At 70.2% G+C, this 18,944-nt stretch carries 9 protein-coding genes and 1 pseudogene; 9 read left to right on the top strand and 1 reads right to left on the bottom strand.

The genetic code is table 11. The features are described 5' to 3' along the window. Window positions 1–36: 36 nt before the first annotated feature. The 6 genes and pseudogenes from OG390_RS40985 to OG390_RS40960 all read left to right on the top strand — a co-directional run. Window positions 37–1,341 carry a cytochrome P450 gene (locus tag OG390_RS40985; protein WP_406175058.1) on the top strand — a complete coding sequence of 435 codons (1,305 nt, stop codon included), beginning with the start codon at window positions 37–39 and terminating at the stop codon, window positions 1,339–1,341. Between the two features lie 169 nt (window positions 1,342–1,510). After that, on the top strand, window positions 1,511–1,696 hold the full coding sequence (locus tag OG390_RS40980; protein WP_406175056.1) for a hypothetical protein: 186 nt from the start codon (window positions 1,511–1,513) through the stop codon (window positions 1,694–1,696). 634 nt (window positions 1,697–2,330) lie between these two features. Continuing rightward, entirely contained in the window at window positions 2,331–2,960 is a 630-nt protein-coding gene (locus tag OG390_RS40975; protein WP_406175054.1) for a response regulator transcription factor, read from the top strand. A gap of 246 nt (window positions 2,961–3,206) precedes the next feature. Continuing rightward, window positions 3,207–3,731: a GNAT family N-acetyltransferase gene (locus OG390_RS40970; protein ID WP_406175052.1), complete on the top strand. Its 525-nt coding sequence runs from the start codon at window positions 3,207–3,209 to the stop codon at window positions 3,729–3,731. Between the two features lie 790 nt (window positions 3,732–4,521). Further along, window positions 4,522–5,082 carry a hypothetical protein gene (locus tag OG390_RS40965; RefSeq protein WP_406175051.1) on the top strand — a complete coding sequence of 187 codons (561 nt, stop codon included), beginning with the start codon at window positions 4,522–4,524 and terminating at the stop codon, window positions 5,080–5,082. A gap of 802 nt (window positions 5,083–5,884) precedes the next feature. After that, a pseudogene (locus tag OG390_RS40960) lies at window positions 5,885–6,985 on the top strand (asparagine synthetase B family protein); the annotation flags it as partial. Here the strand turns inward: OG390_RS40960 and OG390_RS40955 are convergent. Next, complete coding sequence (locus OG390_RS40955; protein WP_406175049.1) at window positions 6,914–7,087, bottom strand: hypothetical protein; 174 nt, start codon at window positions 7,085–7,087, stop codon at window positions 6,914–6,916. The pseudogene OG390_RS40960 and the gene OG390_RS40955 overlap by 72 nt on opposite strands. Before the next feature lie 31 nt (window positions 7,088–7,118). On the opposite strand from OG390_RS40955, the gene OG390_RS40950 reads away from it, so the two are divergent. The 3 genes from OG390_RS40950 to OG390_RS40940 all read left to right on the top strand — a co-directional run bounded on the left by OG390_RS40950 (window position 7,119) and on the right by OG390_RS40940 (window position 18,944). Further along, entirely contained in the window at window positions 7,119–7,547 is a 429-nt protein-coding gene (locus OG390_RS40950) for an asparagine synthase-related protein (RefSeq protein WP_406175047.1), read from the top strand. A 169-nt stretch (window positions 7,548–7,716) separates the two neighbouring features. Next, window positions 7,717–9,510, top strand: a complete 1,794-nt coding sequence (locus OG390_RS40945; protein WP_406175046.1) for an acyl-CoA dehydrogenase family protein — start codon at window positions 7,717–7,719, stop codon at window positions 9,508–9,510. Then, window positions 9,507–18,944 carry an amino acid adenylation domain-containing protein gene (locus OG390_RS40940; protein ID WP_406175045.1) on the top strand — a complete coding sequence of 3,146 codons (9,438 nt, stop codon included), beginning with the start codon at window positions 9,507–9,509 and terminating at the stop codon, window positions 18,942–18,944. The genes OG390_RS40945 and OG390_RS40940 overlap by 4 nt, the downstream gene beginning before the upstream one ends.

The raw sequence follows: 18,944 nt of genomic DNA, 5'->3' as shown, positions 1-18,944 counted from the left end.
TGGTGAGTGATCGTCCGCCCGGTGGACATTGAGGCCATGACCACTCAGCACAACACCACCGGCAACGCACACCGGACCACCGGCGGCTCACCAGACCTTCCGCGGGTGGGAACGGCCGACTTCAAGGCACAAGCACACGAGCGCTTCGCCGAGTTGCGCGCCCGCGGGCCCATTCACCGGGTACGTATGGCGGACGGCTCGGTCAGCTGGCTCGTCGTGGGATACGACCTCGCACGTGAGGCGTTCGCGCATCCGCTGCTCAGCAAGGACCCCACCCCCTTCGCATCGGAACTGCGTGCCTCCGGGCGTCACACTCTGCTGGCCGGCTCCGGCTTCGGTGGCAACATGCTGATGGCCGATCCGCCCGCGCACACGCGGTTGCGCCGGCTGGTCTCCGGAGCGTTCACTGCCGGCACGGTGACCAAACTCGGCCCTCGTATCGAGGAGTTGGCACACGAATTCATCGACCAGTTCTCTGAACAGGGCGAGACCGATCTCGTGGCCTCGTACACCGGTCCGCTGCCGATGGCCGTCATCTCCGAACTACTGGGGGTCCCCGCCGACCGCCGTGAAGACCTCCGGGCATGGACACGTGCCGCCGTTGGGGACCCTTCCCACGAGCAGCGTGCCAGCCTCCTGGCGCTCAACGCCTGTCTGCGGGAGCTGCTGGAGGCGAAGCGCAGGCACCCCGAGGACGACCTGCTTTCACGGCTCATCGCCGTACGGGACGAGGACGCGGGACGGCTGTCCGACGCCGAGCTGCTGGGCACGGCGGTGATTCTGCTCGCCGCCGGGCATGAGACCAGCGTCCAGATGCTCGGCAACGCCGTCGTGGCGCTGCTCGACCATCCCGATCAGGCGCGGACGCTGCGAGAACGCCCCGAACTCATCCCGGCGGCGCTGGAAGAATTCCTGCGTTATGACTCGCCGATCGAGACCAGTCCCACGCGGTTCGCCACCGAGGAGTTCACCCTCGGCGGGCAGGTGATCAGGGCCGGAGACACGGTCAGGGTCGCCGTAACCTCCGCGGGGCGGGACGCTCCGGTGGAACCGGGCGCGGACCCGGACCGGCTCGATGTGCTTCGTGCGGGCACCCGGCACGTCGCGTTCGGCCACGGCATCCACTTCTGCATCGGGGCACCACTGGCACGGCTGGAGGGGGCCATCGCCCTCAGGGTGCTGCTCACCCGGCTTCCCGACGTGAACTGGGCCGATCCTGACGGTGAGGAAGTGGCATGGCTGCCGACAGGCTTCACACGCGGTCCCGTACGGCTGCCCGTACGGTTCGCTCTCTCCCCAAAACGGCAGAAGCAGCAAGAGCGTGAGAACGCCGCCGAATAGCTGAACGGGTGCAAGCCCGTGGTGTCCGAGGCCCTGCGCGCGGGTGCCACCGCTCCGTGGACGCACGGTCCGGCTCAGCCGGCATCCTCTCGGGCATCCGGGTTCCGTGGCCGACGTGTGCAGCTTCCCGACGGCGGCCCCGGGTGCACCAGTTGCCGGCGAGCTGCTGATGCGAGGCTCTTCTGCCACTCTGCCGGAGCTGACTGTCGTCGCGATCGAGGGCGTCGGCCCGAGTCAGGTCTGCCTGGTATGGAGCCAGGATGATCCCGAGGCTCTGATCACCGAGTTCGCCGAGTTGGCCGGGCCCGTATACGCCGAACCCGATGCCGAGGAAGCATCACAGGTGACGAAATAGGTCTTGGACGCAGCGGCGCGCACACCGTCACTGTGAAGGTGCGAAGGGAGACGGCTCGCCAGCGGGCACGTCGGCGGCCACCCATGTCTGGAAGGCATCGCCATGGATCGCACCGGGCAGTGCGTCGTTCTGCTGGGCGGCACCTTCGGCATCGGCCTGGCGACGGTCAAGGCCGTGATCCCCGGCACCACGAGACGTCTGACATTGGAAGGGAAAGAACCATGCCGTACGTGGCCGGCTTCGCTCCGTGGAGCATGTTCGGCGCCGCCCCCGGTTGGCAACGGTGGGCTCCCGCCCCTCTGGTAGCGCTGGGCATGGTCGTGCACCGCATGGCGCCGAGTGACTCGCAGGATGCCCCCTGCCTGGAGAACGGCGCGGTGGCCGCCCTGAGCGCCGTCGCGGCTCACGCCTGCCGCATCAAGGACTCAGCCCTTGAATTCCGGACCGGGTTGGCCGCACAGGGCCGGTCCGCGCCAACCGCCAGGGACACGCTCGCCGTTCACAGGCCCTCCGTCCTCGATGCCGTCAGAGGCTTCGGCCTTGATTGGTTCCGGGACCCGGCCTTCCCCACCAAGCGCGCGCCGGCGTGGCGGCCGAGGGGGATGAGGAGCCATGCTGTCTCAGGGTGGAATCGGTGACGAAGCCCATTGCTGTCGGTGTGCGGGCAAGTGACAGGGTCACAGAAGACGGTGCGAAGGCCTATCTCAAGTCCTGTCCGCGTATCAAGTGCCTGCCTTCTCACCAACATCACGAAGCCGATGTCCTCCTGCTCATTTTCGATCAAGCCACTGATGCAACACTAGATTTGATGAGGCGAGGGTTCTCGAACTTTGCAGGCTCCGGTCCGCCAGTCGTACTGGTCGCAAACAGCATCGGCGAACGTCAACTCATACGCGCCGTGGAGTACGGACTGGTCAGCTTCCTCGTACGTGAAGAAGTCGACTTCCGGCAGATCCTCGACGCGTTGATCGAGAGCAGGAACGATCGGTCTCGGATGCCTTCCTGTCTGGTGCGTCAGTTGATCAAAGAGGTACGAGAAAGGCGGCACGGAGGGCCCGGTCTGTTCAAGAGAGCCGGCCTCCAAGTCCGGGAGGTGGAAGTGCTCCGCATGCTCGCCGAGGGAATGGGCACGGCTGAAATCGCCGACAAGCTCAATTACTCGGAGCGCACTATCAAAGGCATCATCCACGACGTGATCAGACGGCTCGGATTGCGAAACCGCACGCACGCCGTGGTGTACGCGATGAGAGCGGGATTCCTGTGAGGAACCCGTGCGGGAGCAACGGGCCTCTTGTCCGATCGGGCAGATCCCTTGCTGAAAGGACATGATCGCCAAGCTGTCTGCCGAGCCGCGGGAGTTCGGCAGCATCTCCCCGGAGGAGCGCCTACCGGCGCTCACAAGCACTAGTCGCCCGGCCCGCCCTCGTCGACCAACCACAAGCTGAGACAGTGCCCGACGGGCACTGCATGTAGCAGCCGAGGGCGGCACTCAGAGAAGCGTAGAACCGCCATGTCAAATGCAGTTCCGAGGGCGAACGTCAACGACAAAAAACTTCTGACGGTTTCAGGGCTCTCCACTCTCACCCGGATCGCCACGCCGACAGACCGTGAAGCCGTGAACTCTCTACACGCCCGCTGCTCGCCCACGTCGCGCTACGACCGGTACCAGGCGCCAAGGACGCAGATATCCGAAGCCGAGTGGCGGGTACTGACGGATCCAGAGCGAGGCACCAGTTGGGTCACGCACCCTGCTGACGCTCCGCATCACGCGATCGCCGTCACCAATATGATGCATACCGATCACGAGGGCGTCGTCGAACTGGGTGTGCTGGTGGACGACGTCTGGCAGTGCCAGGGACTGGGCCGTGGGCTGGCGAGTCATGCAGTCACCAAGGCGTCGCGCCTCGGACACCGCTCCATCGAAGTCCACGCGTTGACGAGCAACATCCGTACGTTGCGCATCTGCCGGTCACTGGGGGGCCGCACACTCCGAACGTCCGGTGCGACGGTCGAAATCGTCGTGCCCGTGCCCTGACCTGAGGCCTGTGGTCTCCTCGGGCAGCCACCAGGCGCCGACCTGCTTCTGCCGACTCCGCCGCTCGCCACGGTGTTGGACACGTGGGCCTTCGAATGTCTGCGGTGGCTGCGAGCGAAAGCACAGCCCAGGATGGTGACGGGCACGGATGGCTGGGCACGGCCGCTCTCCTACGCACTGCCGCTCGTACCCACGGGCCCTGGCCGCGTGCCGTGCGGCCAGGATGGCGGCCCCGGCGACTTTGCGCCTCACAGTTCGGTAAGGCGTCGTGCGTTCACCGTCAGCAGACCCGTGCGGTTCTGTATCGGCTCCAGTTCTGCCCGGTCGCTCATGAATGGGGTGCGACAGGGAAATTCTCACATCGAACGTCGAACGAGCGCCCGTCTCCGTGGATACGGTGACTCTGCCGGCCGGGGGCGCGGACCGTGACGGCAGAAACTGCGGGATCGGCCCCGGCCGCCCCCACAAGCACCTGCCTGGTGTTCGCCGGCTCCCGGCGTACTCTGCGAGTTGACCCACCTGGTCCGCTGCGGCAGGTACACCAGTGTCCGAGGTCTGTGCCATACGCGTCCCGGCGTGAAGGTCTGCGCCGATACCCGACGACCCACGCATCCCCTGACTGCGCAGTCGGGGCCGGCCTTCGCCGGACACGTCACACGAACGCCACGCGGCGTATGTACCGACAAGCCGCGGCGGTACGGGAGCCCGCGGAACGCAGGCTCACCCTCACTGCTTTGTTGCCATGCGATGGGACCTGGCGATCTTCGCCACATTGACGAGAGGAAGAAAGATGTCATACCTGGGAATGTTCGCCCCGTGGATCGTATTCGGTGCCGTACCCGACTGGCGGTGGGCGGCGATGCTGGCCTTGCTGACGACGGTCGGTGTGATCGCGCGCCGCACGAGGTCGGGCGACGGGCCGGACGCATTGATCCTCGAGATCAGCGCGGTGATGTTCTTCGGCGCCGTCACGGCGTACGCCTTGAGCGCCCCGGACTCGTCCTTGAAGGACTGGACCGGGCCGGCCTCACAGGGCTGGCTCGCGCTGACGTCCTGGGTGACGCTCGCCATCCGTCAGCCCTTCACCCTCGGCATCGCCCGGCGCAGTACCCCCAGGCGGTTCTGGAACGAACCGGGCTTCCTCCGGGTGAATTTTGTCATCACCTCGGTCTGGGCCACGGGCCTCACCCTCAGCGCCATCGGGATGGCCGTCGTCGTCATCGCGGACATGGGAACCGTCGCCCGCCTCGCCGTCCAACTCGTAGGCATCTCAGTCCCGGTGTTCCTCACTGTCCGCATCCAGGCCCGCACCAAGGCCAAGGCCCAAGCCCTGATGGCGGCGGCCGGCTGAGGAGTCGTGCCCACCCGCTTCCGGCCCCTCAGGCAAGGCCATCCCACGGAGCCCAGCGCTGCCTGCAGGTGCGGGCTGATCGTCCGTGCGGTCGTTGTCCTGTCGCGCGGCCGCGGGGGTCGCTTGTATGTCGATGCAGCCGAAGCCACCGATCCCGGAGCAGACGGCGGCAGCGGCCCGGGCGGCGTTCCCGAAGTGCAGCCTGGCGATACGGGTGAGGGACCGGTTCGCCGAGGTCTTCGCCGGCGAGCCAGTCGGCCGAAGAGGAAACGCACCCATAGTGACTGCACTGCCGCTTGGGCAGCAGCACTCGCGACGGCATTGTCGGGTTGAGTGGGGAGCTCCCTCCGGTGGCGTGACCATCCGTGTTGTTGATCACTGGAGGGGCTGCTCGTTGACAGGCCATCGGGCGCGCTCAACGCCACACCGAGGCGCACGACGGGTTACGACGAAAGGGAAACCCCTGTCCTGCGCATGTCATTAACCGAACTCCCTTGCGTGGCAATGCGGTTGACGGGAAACGCCGTTCCATGCCCCGCTGGTGAAGTCGCTCACAGATGTGGGCCTTTGAGCTGGCTAAGGTCACGAGCGTCATTCGGTCGGCTCCCCATTCTTCCGCCGTTCCCCCTCCCCCACCTCTCCCCCCTTCACCGCACCTTTCAGACTCAACCGCGGCCCGAGCCGTCCGTCGGTGAGCGTCACCCCCTAGCAGTGCACGAACGTAAGGAAAAGTGTGTCCGGTATCGCTGGTTGGCTCGACCGCCAACGTGATGTGCGGTCGTTCAGCCTGACGATCGAGCAAATGGCAGCCGCTCTCGTCGTCCGTGGCCGCGCAGGCGGCACAGCATGGCAAGGACGCCATATTGCCCTGGTCCAGCGGGACTTAGCCCGACGCCGTGGTGCAGCGATCGCCACCGACGCCTTGGGCGAGGTACTGGCCGTAGCGGTGTGCGACGGAACCGTGCTGCCACCGAGCGACCTCGGCTCCGGGCCGATGCCCCCGGGAGTGACGGTGGACGGCGGCAGCGGCGAGACGCAGTCCGTGCTCAGGGCCTACCTGCGCTGGGGCCGGTCCGTACCCTCCCACCTGGACGGGGCTTTCGCCTTCGCCGTCTGGGACACCCGTACCCGGGAACTGCTCCTCGGCCGCGACCGGCTCGGCATCAAGCCGCGCGCCGAACTCGACGGGACCGGGCTGAGCGCCGTCCTCACCCAGTTACGCAGCCCCGGGCACGGTGTCCTGCGCGGCGTGCGTGAGGTGCAGCCCGGCCACACGCTGCGCATCGCACCGGACCGCATCAGCGAGGAACCCTACTGGCGTCTGGAGGCCCGCCCTCACGAACTCGGCCTCGACGCCGCCGTCAAGCACCTCAGGGAGCTGCTGGAGGACGCGGTCAGGCGGACACTGAACGGCGAGAGCGCCGGCGTGCTGCTGTCGGGCGGTCTCGACTCCAGCGTGCTGACGGGCCTCGTCGCCGCCGGCGGCCGAAGCGCCCCGCAGACCTTCACCGTGCTGTTCGGCGACACTGCCGCGCCGGTCCCGGACCGGCCGTACGCCGAGGAGGTGGTCCGGCGCTGGGGGTGCCATCGAGAGGTCACGGTACGGCCCGAAGAGCTGTTGGACCCCGTGACGTCGTCGGAAGTGCTCGCCGCCAAGGACCAGCCGACCCTCTTCGGCGACAAGAACACCACCCCCTATCTCTTCAGCCGACGGGTCGCCCCCCACGCCCCGGTCGTGCTCAGCGGTGAAGGGGCGGACGCCCTGTTCGGTGGTCTGGGCGGCTCCATCGACGAGGGCCGGGTGCTGACCTCCTTCCCGTGGATCGTGCGTTCACGGCGGTTCGGCATGCTTTACGGTATCGGCACCGGCCTCTTCGACCAGGCGCTCCTGGAGAGCGTCGACGTCGACGGGCATGTCGACCGCATGTTCCGCGAAGCGCTCGACGAAGTGCCCCGGTTGGCGGATGACGGACCGGTCGACCGGCTCGCGCGCCAGGTGGACCACCTCACCGTCACCAGGCTGCCTGGAACAGACGGTGCTGCACTCCGAGCGGCTGGGCACCGCGGCCGGCCTGCAGGTGAGGTTCCCCTTCACCGACCATCGCCTGCTGTCGGCGCTGTTCAACGTACCGGCAGCCATGAAGTCCTTCGACGGCCGGGAGAAAAGCCTTCTGCGTGCCCTGGGACGCGACGTGGTCCCGCCGTCGGTGCTCACCCGGACCAAGGTCCCCTACCCCATCACCTACGGCTCTCAATACAAGGCCGGCCTGCTGGACAGGCTGCGCGAACTTCTCGACGACAGCACGGCGCCGGCCCGTCCGCTCGTCGACCTGCCGGCGATCCGTCGCATGACGGAGGACCCGGCGCTGCTCGACCGCGGCGGTTGGCTCGGCCGGGCCGACGCGGAGATGGTGCTCCAACTCGACGCGTGGATGCGGCGCCTGGCCGTACGGATCCGGCTGTAGCCGGTCCTCCGGGGTGACTGGACGGGTGCCGACCGCGCCCCTCCGCTCCGTTGCCACGCCCTCACCACATCCACTGCCCCACACCGCCCTGCTCATCCTCCCCGCTCATCACCGGGGGCGACTCGGCATGCCCCGGCCAGGGGCCCCGACCTCGATGTGAGGACCTTCCTTGGCAAGGACAACACGGAACGCGACCAGCGACCCGGATCGGGCCAGCTTCCTCGAAGAGCTGTACCAGGGACGTTTCCGCTGGGACCTGATCCGCGACTTCCCCCTGCAAGACCCGTCCGACGCGCGGACCGGCGACCGCATGACCGAGGAGCTGACCACTCTGCTGCACGAGCGCGTGGATCCCGACGACGTCGACGCGCGCGCCACACTGCCCGAAGGCCTGCTCGACGAGCTGGGCGCTCGCGGGTGGTTCGCGCTCCAGACGGACCCGTCCCTGGGCGGCCATGCGCTCTCGCACTACAACACCTTCCGCATGGTGTCGGCGGCCGCGGCGCACTGCACGCCCGTGGCGCTCTCCCTCGCCATCGAGAACGCACTCGGTGCCGGGGCGTTCCTGTCCGTCGTCCCGGACGGGCCGCTGCGTGAGCTGCTCGGTGACGTCGTACGCCGCGGTGCCCGGTCCGCCAGCGCGGACAGCGAACCCCAAGGCGCGGCCAATCAGCGCCGGTTCACCACCGCGTCCCGTATCGAGGGCACGGACGACTACCTGCTGAACGGACGCAAGGTTTTCGTCGGACACGCACCCGTCGCCGAGGTGGTGAGCGTCTCGGCCACCGTGCACGAGGACGGCGCCGAGCGGGTGCGGATGTTCTTCGTGCGCACGGACAGCCCCGGAGTGACCAGCGGGGACTGGCACACGTACATGGGTATCAAGGGATTCCCCAACGGCTGGCTGGAGTTCCGCGACGTGCGGGTCAGTGGTGGACACATGCTGGTCGAGCGTGACGCCGGGCACGTCGTGCGGACGACGCCCGCGACGGCCCGGCTGGTCGGCCGGGGCCGGATGCATCTGATCGCGGCGCCCGCGCTGGCCGTCGCCCGGTTGTCCCTCGGGTGGATGCGCGACTTCGCGGCCCGGCGCGCCATCGACGGGCGGCCGCTCGCGGAGTACGGCGAGGTACGACGCCGGCTGGCCGACAGCCTGGCGGAGACGTTCGCGATCGAGACCATGGCCCAGTGGTGCCTGCTCCCCGAGGACCAGGGCAGGAACCTGAACCTGCGGTTCGAGCAGAACGCCGTCAAGAACGCCTCCTCGTTGCTGGCCTGGGACATCGCCGAACGTGCCATGTCGCTGCTGGCGGCCGAGGGGTACGAGACAGCGCCGAGCAAGCGGCTGCGCGGCGCACCGCCCGTCCCCGTGGAACGATTCCTGCGCGACCTGCGCAACCTGCGGATCTCCGGTGGGGTCGACTTCCAGATCGACAACTGGATCGGACGGCTGTCCATCCTGTCGTACTACTACCCGGAGCCGGATCACGCCAACGAACTCCTGCGGGAGGACGAGGTGCCCCTCGACACCACGGGCACCGTCCTGACCCCGCGCAATCTGGCACACCTACGCGCGGCGGCCGCCGGGACACGCGACTTCGGACGCACCTGTCTCGAGCTGGCCCGGCGCCACCCCGACCGGGAAGAACTCGTCGCTCAGGAACGTACGTTGATCCTCCTAGCGGCCATCGCCAGAGAGCTGCTCGGGATGTCGCTCACGCTGGCCCGTGCCTCGACCCTGTCGGCTTCCGGGGACGACAACGCCGAGCCCCTCGCCGACGTCTTTTGCACCGCCGCCCGGCTGCGGATCGACGCGTTGCGCAGCCGCCTCCAGTCCCGCCCCGCCCCGGATGTCACCGCGGTCACCACCGCCTGGATGTCCGGCGCCGGGTTCGCCTTCCTGACCGGTGACGGCACGCCTCGCTCGTCACACACCGACCGCCCCGAAGAGAGCACCGTATGAACACCCCTACGCAGTGCGTTCCGCTGTCCGTCGGCCAAGAGGCGATGTGGGTCGCCTGGAAGCTGGATCCCGACCAGTGGAGCCACATCATTCCCACCCCTTTCCGCGTGCGCGGCACCCTGGACTTCGGGCGGCTGAGCCGGGCCGTCGCCGAGATCGGCGAGGCATTCCCGCAACTGCGGGCGCGGGTGCGGGTGCGCACCACTGAGCAGGGGACCGTTCTCGACTGGTCGGATACGCCCGGGATCCCGGTCCGGCACCTGCGCACCGAGCTGGATCAGAACGCAGCGATCCGCGAGACCTGGCAGAAGCCGTTCGACCTGCGCACCGGCCCGCTGGCGCGCGTCGACCTCATCGACGGGCCCGACTACACAGTCCTGCTGCTTGCAGTGCACCACCTGGTGTACGACGGCACCTCGATCCTGTTGCTCCTGGACGCCCTTCGCAGCGCTTACCAGGGCGACGAGCTGCCACGCGAGGACCACGCCCCCGCAGTCGCGGCGTTCGCCGCGCACTCGCGCGAGCTGGCCGACGGCCCGGCCGGGGAAGAGCACCGCCGCTACTGGAAAGCCGCACTCGCCGGCGGTGCCGGCGACTTCTCGCTGCCGTCCGGCCCGCACGAATCGCGCTACACCGTGATCAGCGAGAAGCTCCCGGCGGACCTGGCCGCCGCCCTTCGCTCACGGGCCGGCGAGGCGGGCATGTCGTACGCCACCGTGCTGATGGGCGCCTACTTCGCACTGCTCAGGCGGCACAGCGGTGCCTCGGAGGTGCTGTCGTTCCTGCCGTACCACGGGCGCTGTCTGCCCGAACTGGCGGGACAGGTCGGGTACTTCGTCAACGCGCTGCCGGTCCGCGTCCCCGTCCGGGACGACGACTCCTACGCCGATCTGCTCGGCCGGGTGCGCGCCCGGGTCAAGGAAAGCCTCGCGCACGGCGACCTGCCGCTGCCGGCCGTCATGCGGTCCGCCGGACTGACCGGGCCCGACGCCCAGCGGCGCACCCACCAGACGGTGTTCCAGTACTGGCACGCCGGTCTGCGCGACGGCGTCGATGTCCACGACGTACGCCTGCGCCACGACAGCGGCGAAGCACGGCTGAATCTTCTCGACATGGAGAGCACTGCGGGCTTCCGCCTCGCGCTCATGGTCCGCGAGGACAGCTGCGGCACGCACCTGCTGTGGAAGGACCCGGCCGGCTCGCTGGGCGCCTCGGTGGTGCGGGCTATGGCCGACGACTACCTGGCGGTGCTGCGCGCCATCGCCGACGACCCGCACGCCGGGCTCGCCAACGTTGTCGCCACCTCGGCGGCGGAGGTGGACGACACCCCGCGGGAGAGCGACGGCGCCCGCCCGGCGGCGGTGGTCGCCGCCGGGCACGACGAGCGCCTGGCGGAGATGGCCGAGGTCTGGCAGTCCGTGCTGGGCACCGGGCCCGTCCAAGCGGATGACTCCTTCTTCGAACTGGGCGGCCACTCCCTGCTCGCCGAACTGCTCGTCGTCTCGGTGAACGACCGGTTCAACGGCTCCGCCGCGACCATTCGCCTGCTCTTCGACCACCCGAGGCTGGCGGACTTCACCACCCAGGCCCTGCCGGCCGCTCCCACCGGGGGCAGCGCCGACGGAGGGGGCGCCGAGGAGCGTCCGTCCGTGCTGCCGTCCGCCCTCCCCCAACCGGCCGTCCCCATCCTGCCGACCCTGGGTGAGGACACTCCCGTCGCAGTCGGCATGCCCACCGCCGGCGACACCTTCCCCGCGTCGAGCTTCCAGCGCCGGATCTGGCTCGCCCAGCGTGTCGGCGGCGACCCGGCGGCCTACAACGTGCCGCTCGCCTGGCGCGTGGAGCGGCCGCTGGACGGGGTCGGCGTCGCCCGCGCCCTGGCCGCGACCATCGCGCGGCACGAGATCCTGCGCACCTCCTTCGACGAGGTCGACGGGGAGCTCATGCAGACCGTATGCGCGCCCTGGGTCCCCTCGGTCGAACGGGTGGATCTCGGTGACCGTCCCGACCCGGCGAACGCCCTGCAGGAGTGGATGCGCACTGCGGCCCACGAGCCGTTCGACCTGTCCTCGGGACGCCTGCTGACCGCTGCGCTCGTCGAACTCGGGCCGGCAGGCCAAGTGCTCTTCGTGTGCCTGCACCACCTGCTGTGGGACGGCGAATGCGAGGGCATCCTGCTCAAGGAGCTCGACGCCCACTACACGCATCAGACACCGGCCGCCACGGCTGTCCCCCGACAGGCGTCGGGCGTCGAGGACGGCACGGGTGGCGGGGACGCCGTGCATCCGGCGTCCCCGCACCAGGAACGGATGTGGTTCGTCGACCGGTTCGAGAACGGCCACCTCTACCCGGCCGGGCCCACCTACCACAACCTCCCGCTCTTCCTGCGGCTGGACGTGCTGCCGCAGCGGGCCGGTCTGGCACGGCGCGCCGACGCCGTCGTCGGCGCGCATAAGGCGTTGGGCACCGAACTCGTGGAGCTGGACGGCCATGTCGTACAGCGGGTGCGACCCGACGTGACCGTCGTACCGGAGTGGCTGCCCGCCACGCCGGGGGCTCAGGACGACTCCGAGGTCCCCAGCGCTCTGACCGCCTGGGCCCGTACTCCGTTCGACCTGTCCGCGGGCCCGCTGCTGCGAATGGCCGTGCAGCCCGAGGCGGGCTCCCCCGGCGGCTGGATCGCCCTGAGCGGCCACCAGGCCGTCGTCGACCGGGCGTCCCTGGAGATTGTGGCGAGGCAGATCGTCGCCGATCCAGCGGCGCAGGCACTCGCGCCGACCAGCTACCAGGTCTGGCTCGACGCCACCGACGACGACACCCGGCAGACCCATCTCGCCGCCCGGGCCGCGGTCCTGCAGCCACCCGCCGACCCGCTGCGGCTCCCCGAACGCCGTTCCCGCGATGCCGTGCACGTCTACGAAGAGCGGTCGGTAGCGTTCACCGTGCCCGCCGACGTCGTGCCGGCCTGGGTTGCCGACCGGTTCGACGTCCCGGTCTCGGACGTCGCCCTTGCGGCCTTCGCGGTCCTGCTGCAGTGGTACTCCGGCCAGGAGGACATGGTCCTCGGCCTGTCCCACCCCGGCCGGACGGAGCGAGACCTGCAGGTCGTCGGACCGCTGAGCAACCTGTTGCCCGTCCGACTGCGCCCGGCCGCGGGCCTCACCTTCACCGAACTCGTCGAGGCCACCGCCGCCGAGACGGCGCACGCCCGCGCCCATGACCGCGCCCCGTTCGACGAACTGGTGCGGCTGGTCGACCCGTCGAAGGACATGAGCCGTACGGCCCTGTTCGACGTCCTGTACAGCTACCTCCCCGCCGCGGCGCCGCTGCCCGGACCGGGCGGCGGCTCGGCGCGCCCGGTGGACACCGCCGGTGGCCGGGGCAAGTACGACCTGCACCTGTGCCTGCAGCCGGACGACGACGGCCACCGCGGCCACCTCGTCTACAACGGCCGGTACTTCGACCACGACCAGATGACTGCGATGGCCGGGCACTATGTGACAGCACTGCGCCTGCTGACGGAGCGGCCCGAATCCGGGGTGGCCGAGGTCGACCCCCTCTCGGAGCCCGAGCGCGACCTGCAGGTGCGGGTGTGGAACGCCACCGAGGCCACCTACGAGGAGACACCCGCGCACGAGCTGATCCGGCGGCGGGCACATGCCCGGCCCGCTGACGTGGCGCTCATCGACGGCACGGACCGTGTGGGCTACGGTGAGCTGCTCGCCGACGCGGAGGCGATCGCGCGCGGTCTGCTCGACGCGGGTGTGCGACAGGGGGAGCTGGTGGCCCTGCTGATCCCGCGCGGCGCGGACCAGGTGCGCGCGATTCTGGGCACCCTGCTGGCCGGTGCGGCCTATCTCCCCATCGACCCCGCTGCCCCCGACGAGCGCCGTGGCTTCATCCTGTCCGACTCCGGCGTGCGGCTGGCGCTCGCGCCGTCGCCCACGGCGGCGGGCGGACACGAGTTCGAGGGGCAGGTGCTCGCCCTGGAAGGGCTGCTCGGCCCGGCACAGCGGAGCCTCGAGACGCCGCTGCCGTCGGTTCCCCTGGATTCGCCCGCCTACTGCATCTACACCTCGGGAACCACCGGCCGGCCGAAGGGGGTCGTGCTCACCCACCGCAACCTGGCCCGGCTGCTCGACAACGACCGTCTTCCGTTCGCCTTCGGACCGCAGGACGTGTGGACGATGTTCCACTCCTACGCCTTCGACTTCTCCGTATGGGAGCTGTTCGGCGGCCTGGTGCACGGCGGTCGGGTCGTGCTCGTCTCGGAGGACGAGGCCCGGGACCCCGGGCTGTTCTTCGGCCTGCTCCAGCGTGAACGTGTCACGGTGCTGAATCAGACGCCCAGCGCGTTCCGCCGGCTGCTGGGCCTGCGGCCCTCGGCTCCGGACGGGCTCGCCGCACTGCGCTATGTGATCTTCGGCGGCGAGGCGTTGCGGCCGGCGATGCTGACCGAGTGGTCCGAGCGGTTCCCGCACGTGCGGCTGGTCAACATGTACGGCATCACGGAGACCACCGTGCACGCCAGCGTCCGCACCGTCACCCGGGGCGACATGAAGACCGACAGCAGCGTCGTGGGCACACCGATCCCGACCACGCGGCTGTACCTTCTGGACCGGCACACCGGCCGCCGACTGCTGCCCGTCGGCGCCGTGGGCGAGATCTACGTCGGCGGCGACGGCGTGGCGGGCGGCTACCTGCACCGGCCGGAACTGACCTCCGAACGCTTCGTGCCCTCCCCGTTCGGCGACGGCACCCTGTTCCGCAGCGGCGACCTCGCCGCCCACCTGCCGGACGGCAGCCTGCGGTTCGTCGGACGGGCCGACTCCCAGGTGCAGCTGCGGGGTTACCGCATCGAACCGGGTGAGGTACAGACGTGCCTGTGTGAGCACCCCGACGTCTCCGACGCCATCGTGTTCGCGGAGGACGACCGGCTGATCGCCGTTGTGCAGAGCGAACGGGGCCTGAGCGCCGGTGAGTTGCGCGGTCACATGGCACGCCGGCTGCCCTCGTACATGCTGCCCTCGCTGTTCCACGTCGTGGCGCACATCCCGCTGACAGTCAACGGCAAGGTCGACGTGGCGTCGCTGCGGACGCAAACCGCGGCGCCGACCGCTCCTGCCCGGCGTGAACCTCGTGCGGGTACCGCCGCCGTACTGGCGGGCATGTGGCGCGACCTGCTCGCTGTCGCGTCGGTGAGCGAGGACGACTCCTTCTTCACGCTGGGGGGCCACTCCATGCTGGCGGTGCGACTCATCGGGGAGATAGCCGACCGGTTCGGCGCCGATCTGCCCATCAAGACGCTGTTCGAGACGCCTCGACTCGGTGATCTGGCCGACGTGGTGGACCGGGTCACGGGGCGGCCGTCGCTCGCCGTCACCGCGCCGTCCGCCCCGCCCGTGTCCTCCGTGGGACACAACAGTGCCACCCCCTCGGTGAGCTCCGGCGTCTCCGACAGCCCGTCGCCTGCTCCCACCGGTGAGATGTCCCCTGCGAGCGCCTTTCAGCGGCGCATCTGGCTGGCGGAGCAGACCGGTCAGGGGTCGGTGGCGAACGTCTTCCTCGGCTGGAGTGTCGACGGCTTTCTGGACACGGCCACCCTGGAGGAGGCCCTGGCTCGCCTGGTCGCCGGTCACGAGATCCTGCGCACCGCGTTCGCCGCGCGGGGAGGCACTGTGCGGCAGATCGTCCAGGCGCCCTGGCGACCGCGCGTCGAGGTATGTGTCCCGACCGCCGACGAGAGGCCCGCGGACGCGGCGGTGCGATGGCTCGACGCCGCCGCCGGCCAGCCCTTCGACCTGGCTTCGGGACGGCTGCTGCGCGCGGCCGTCGCGGACGGCGGCTCGCGCGGGCAGGCCTTCATGCTCTGCCTGCACCACCTCGTCGTGGACGGCGAGTCCGTGCCCGTCCTGCTGCGCGAGCTCGAACGCTGTCATCGCGACGTCCTCGCCGGGGTGCCCTCGGCACCGCCCGCTCTCCAGTATCGGGAGCACAGCGCAGCGGTGGAACGCGCGGGCAACGCTCACCGCGCCACCGACCTGGACTTCTGGGGCGAGCGGCTGGCCGGCTGGCCGTCCAGGCTCGACCTGCCGGAACCGGCCCGGCCGGCAGCGAACGGGGTGGTGCGGCTGTCGCTGCCCGCGGGGCTGCTGGGCTCACTGCGACCGGTCATGGACGAGTACGGCGCGAGCTGGTTCATGATCATGGCGGCGGCGCTGGCCTCGGGGCTGCACCGTTGGAGCGGCCTGCCCCGGGTGACGTTCGGTGTTCCGGCGAGCATCCGTGACCGGGACAGCGCCGATCTGCTGGGCCCCTGCCTCAACCACGTCGTCCTGCGTTCCTCGGCGGCCGGAGACGCCCCCGCCGAGGAGGTACTGCGCGCGATGCGCACGGAGTTGCTGGACGCCATCGAACACGCTCGGACGCCCTTCGACGAGGTGCTGGCTCGGCTGCGCCCGGACCGGACCGCAGGCCTGCCTCCATTCGGCGACGTGGCGCTGAACATGAACCTGCGCGGCGACCGGCGCGCCGAGCTGGGCGACGCCGGGCTGCGCCCGGTGTTCGCCGAGTCGCTGTGGTCCCACGAGGCCAAATTCGGCATCACCCTGACCGTGGTCGAGCAAGACGGCGAACTGGACGCCGTGCTCTCCCACCGGGGCGACCGGGTGTCCGCCGAGGACGCGGCACGCCTGGCGGATGGCGTGACAGCGTTCCTCGTCGACCTGACGGCCGCCGACCGTCCGGCCCAGTACCGGGACTTCGTCCGGGCCCAGGAGTCGGCTCGCGCCCGCGCACGTCACGAGGCGGCCCTCGCACACTGGCGGGCACGGCTGAGCGGGGCGCCCGCGTACGTCGACCTCCCGGAACCGGAGGACCCGGAACCGCACGGAGTGGTGGAGATACCCGTGGCAGCGGGCGTGGGCGAGCGGCTGCGCACCCTCCACGAGCGGCACGGCTTCTCGCCGTTCATGACGGCTGCAACTGCGCTGGCCCTGCTGCTGCACCACCGCACCCGTGCGGACGACGTGGTCATCGCCACCCCGATGACGAACCGCGGCCGGGACGGCCTCACGGACGTGTTCGGGCCGTGCCTGAACACTGTCGCGCTCCGCTCCCGGCTCCGGCCGGACGCCACCGTGCGCGAGACGCTCGAGGCGATGCGGGACACGGCACTGGACGCCTTCGCCCACTGCGAGGCGCCCTTCGAGGACGTCGTCGACCAGATCAACCCGCCCCGCAGGCCGGGCCGCACTCCGTTCTGCGACGTCTCGCTGGCCTTCAGTACGGTCGCAGTGCGTCCGCCGACGCTCGGCGGACGCGACCTGCGCGCCGTCGAACTCGACGGCGCTGGCGCGGCGTACACCGGAAAGCTGGGGCTGACGGTCGCGCTCGTCCTCGACCGAGATGAACTGCGCGGCCGTATCGCCTACGACGGCGGCCGCATACGCCGCGAGGACGCGGAGCAACTGGCCGGCACGCTGGCCACGCTGCTGGCAGGGCTGCCCGGGGATCTGGACGCTCCCGTCACCGGTCTGGAACTCGCCCCGTGCGAAGAGTTCGACCGGATACGGGAGTGGGAACAGGGGCCGCGGCCGGGCCCGGCGACGACGGTGCCGCAGCTGCTGCTGGAGCAGGCACGCACCCGGCCCGATGCCACGGCGATCGACAGCAGCCGGGGCACCCTCGACTACCGCGGGCTGGTCGCCCGAGCCCGCTCACTGGCCCGGACGGTCCGCCCGCACCTACCGGCCGACGAGCCCACGGTCGCCCTGCTCCTCGAGCGTGGCGAGGACTTCGTCGTCGGCATGCTGGCCGCCTGGTTCGCCGGGGCGGCGTTCTGCCCCCTCGACCCGTCCTGGCCCACCACCCGGCAGGAGTTCGTCCTCGACGACGTCCGGGCCGACGTGCTCCTGACGCGCGGCCCAGTCGCACCGGCGGCGGCCGGACGGGCCACCGTCCTCGATGTCGCGGACGCCGTACCGGCCATGGGCGGCAACGACGTCCTGGGCGCCGAGGGCCTGCCCGACTGGTCCTCCGACGCCACGGCATACGTCATCTACACCTCCGGTACCACGGGGACGCCCAAGGGTGTCGTCGTCCGTCACGGCGGCCTGGCCAACCTGGTGCGCTCGGTGGGAAACACACAGGGCATCGTCCCCGAGGACCGCTGCACGCACCTGCTGAGCGTCAGCTTCGACTCCTCGCAGATGGAGGTGTGGCAGGCTCTGACCCACGGCGCCTGCCTGGTACCGCACGAGGAGCCGGTGGTGGCCTCCACTCTCGGCGAGTGGCTGGACCGCACGGGCGCGACCGTGGCGTTCTGCGCCACCGCGCTGGCCGAGGCCATGTGGAGCACCGGCACCGCGTCCCCACGCGGCCTGCGCTGGCTGGGCATCGGCGGCGCGGCGCTCTCCCAGCGTCCGCCGGCCGGACTGCCCTACCGGCTGCTCAACTCCTACGGGCCGACCGAGAACACGGTGGCCGCGTCGGAGCACATCGTCGACGCCGCCGACACCGCGCCGCTGAACTGCATCGGCCGACCCATCGCGGGTGTGCGGATGCTCGTCCTCGACCCGGCCGGACGGCGATGCCCGCTCGGCAGCACGGGCGAGATCCATCTCGCCGGGGACAGCCTCGCGGCGAAGTACCTGCGGCGGCCCGAGTTGACGGCGGAGCGGTTCCGCATCATCCAGTTGGACGGCCTGCCGCTGCGCGTCTACCGCACCGGTGACCTCGCCCGCCGGCTGGCCGACGGCACGGTGGAGTACCTGGGCCGGGCCGACCGGCAGCTCAAACTCCGCGGCTACCGCATCGAACCCGGTGAGATCGAGCACTTTCTGCTGCGCCAGCCCGGAGTCTCCCAGGCTGCCGTGACCGGCGACCCACAGCGCACCCCCGCCCTCGTGGCCTACGTCACACCACAGGGCACGCAAGCCCCCGAAAGCGCCGAATTGCTGCGCCGGGCGCGGGCGGAGCTACCCGCCTTCATGGTGCCGGATGCCGTCGTGGTGCTGCCCGCTCTGCCACTGACCAGCAGCGGCAAGGTCGATCACGCCGCACTGCCGCGGCCCGAACGCACCGACCTCGTGGGGCCCGCAGGTCACGTCGCACCGGGCAACGACACAGAGCGGCGCGTGGCCGCGCTCTGGTCGGAGGTCTTGGGGCTGCCCGCCGTCTCGGTCCACGACAACTTTTTCGACCTCGGGGGTAACTCCCTGGCGCTGGCCAAGCTGCACAGCAGGGTTGTCGCGGCGTTCGGCAGGGCGCTGCCTATCACCGCCCTCTTCGAGTATCCGACCGTCGCCGCCCTGGCGCGGGCGCTCGACGCCGCGCAACGGCCCGGCGATCCGGCCGGCACGGCAGGACCCAGACGTCCACAGCGCTCGGGCCGGCAGGCCCGGCGCGGTTTCGGTGCGGCAGGAGGCGCGTGA

The organism is Streptomyces sp. NBC_00996 (assembly GCF_045162675.1).
In the GTDB taxonomy this organism is placed as follows: domain Bacteria; phylum Actinomycetota; class Actinomycetes; order Streptomycetales; family Streptomycetaceae; genus Streptomyces.
Note: the sequence above shows the minus strand (reverse complement) of the source record. Positions and strands in the feature narration are given on the sequence as shown.

Bases quoted from the DNA above. Each gene is read 5' to 3' on its own strand.
- OG390_RS40940 (WP_406175045.1), top strand. From the start codon at position 9,507: ATGAACACCCCTACGCAGTGCGTTCCGCTGTCCGTCGGCCAAGAGGCG.
- OG390_RS40985 (WP_406175058.1), top strand. From the start codon at position 37: ATGACCACTCAGCACAACACCACCGGCAACGCACACCGGACCACCGGC.
- OG390_RS40980 (WP_406175056.1), top strand. From the start codon at position 1,511: ATGCGAGGCTCTTCTGCCACTCTGCCGGAGCTGACTGTCGTCGCGATC.
- OG390_RS40965 (WP_406175051.1), top strand. From the start codon at position 4,522: ATGTCATACCTGGGAATGTTCGCCCCGTGGATCGTATTCGGTGCCGTA.
- OG390_RS40970 (WP_406175052.1), top strand. From the start codon at position 3,207: ATGTCAAATGCAGTTCCGAGGGCGAACGTCAACGACAAAAAACTTCTG.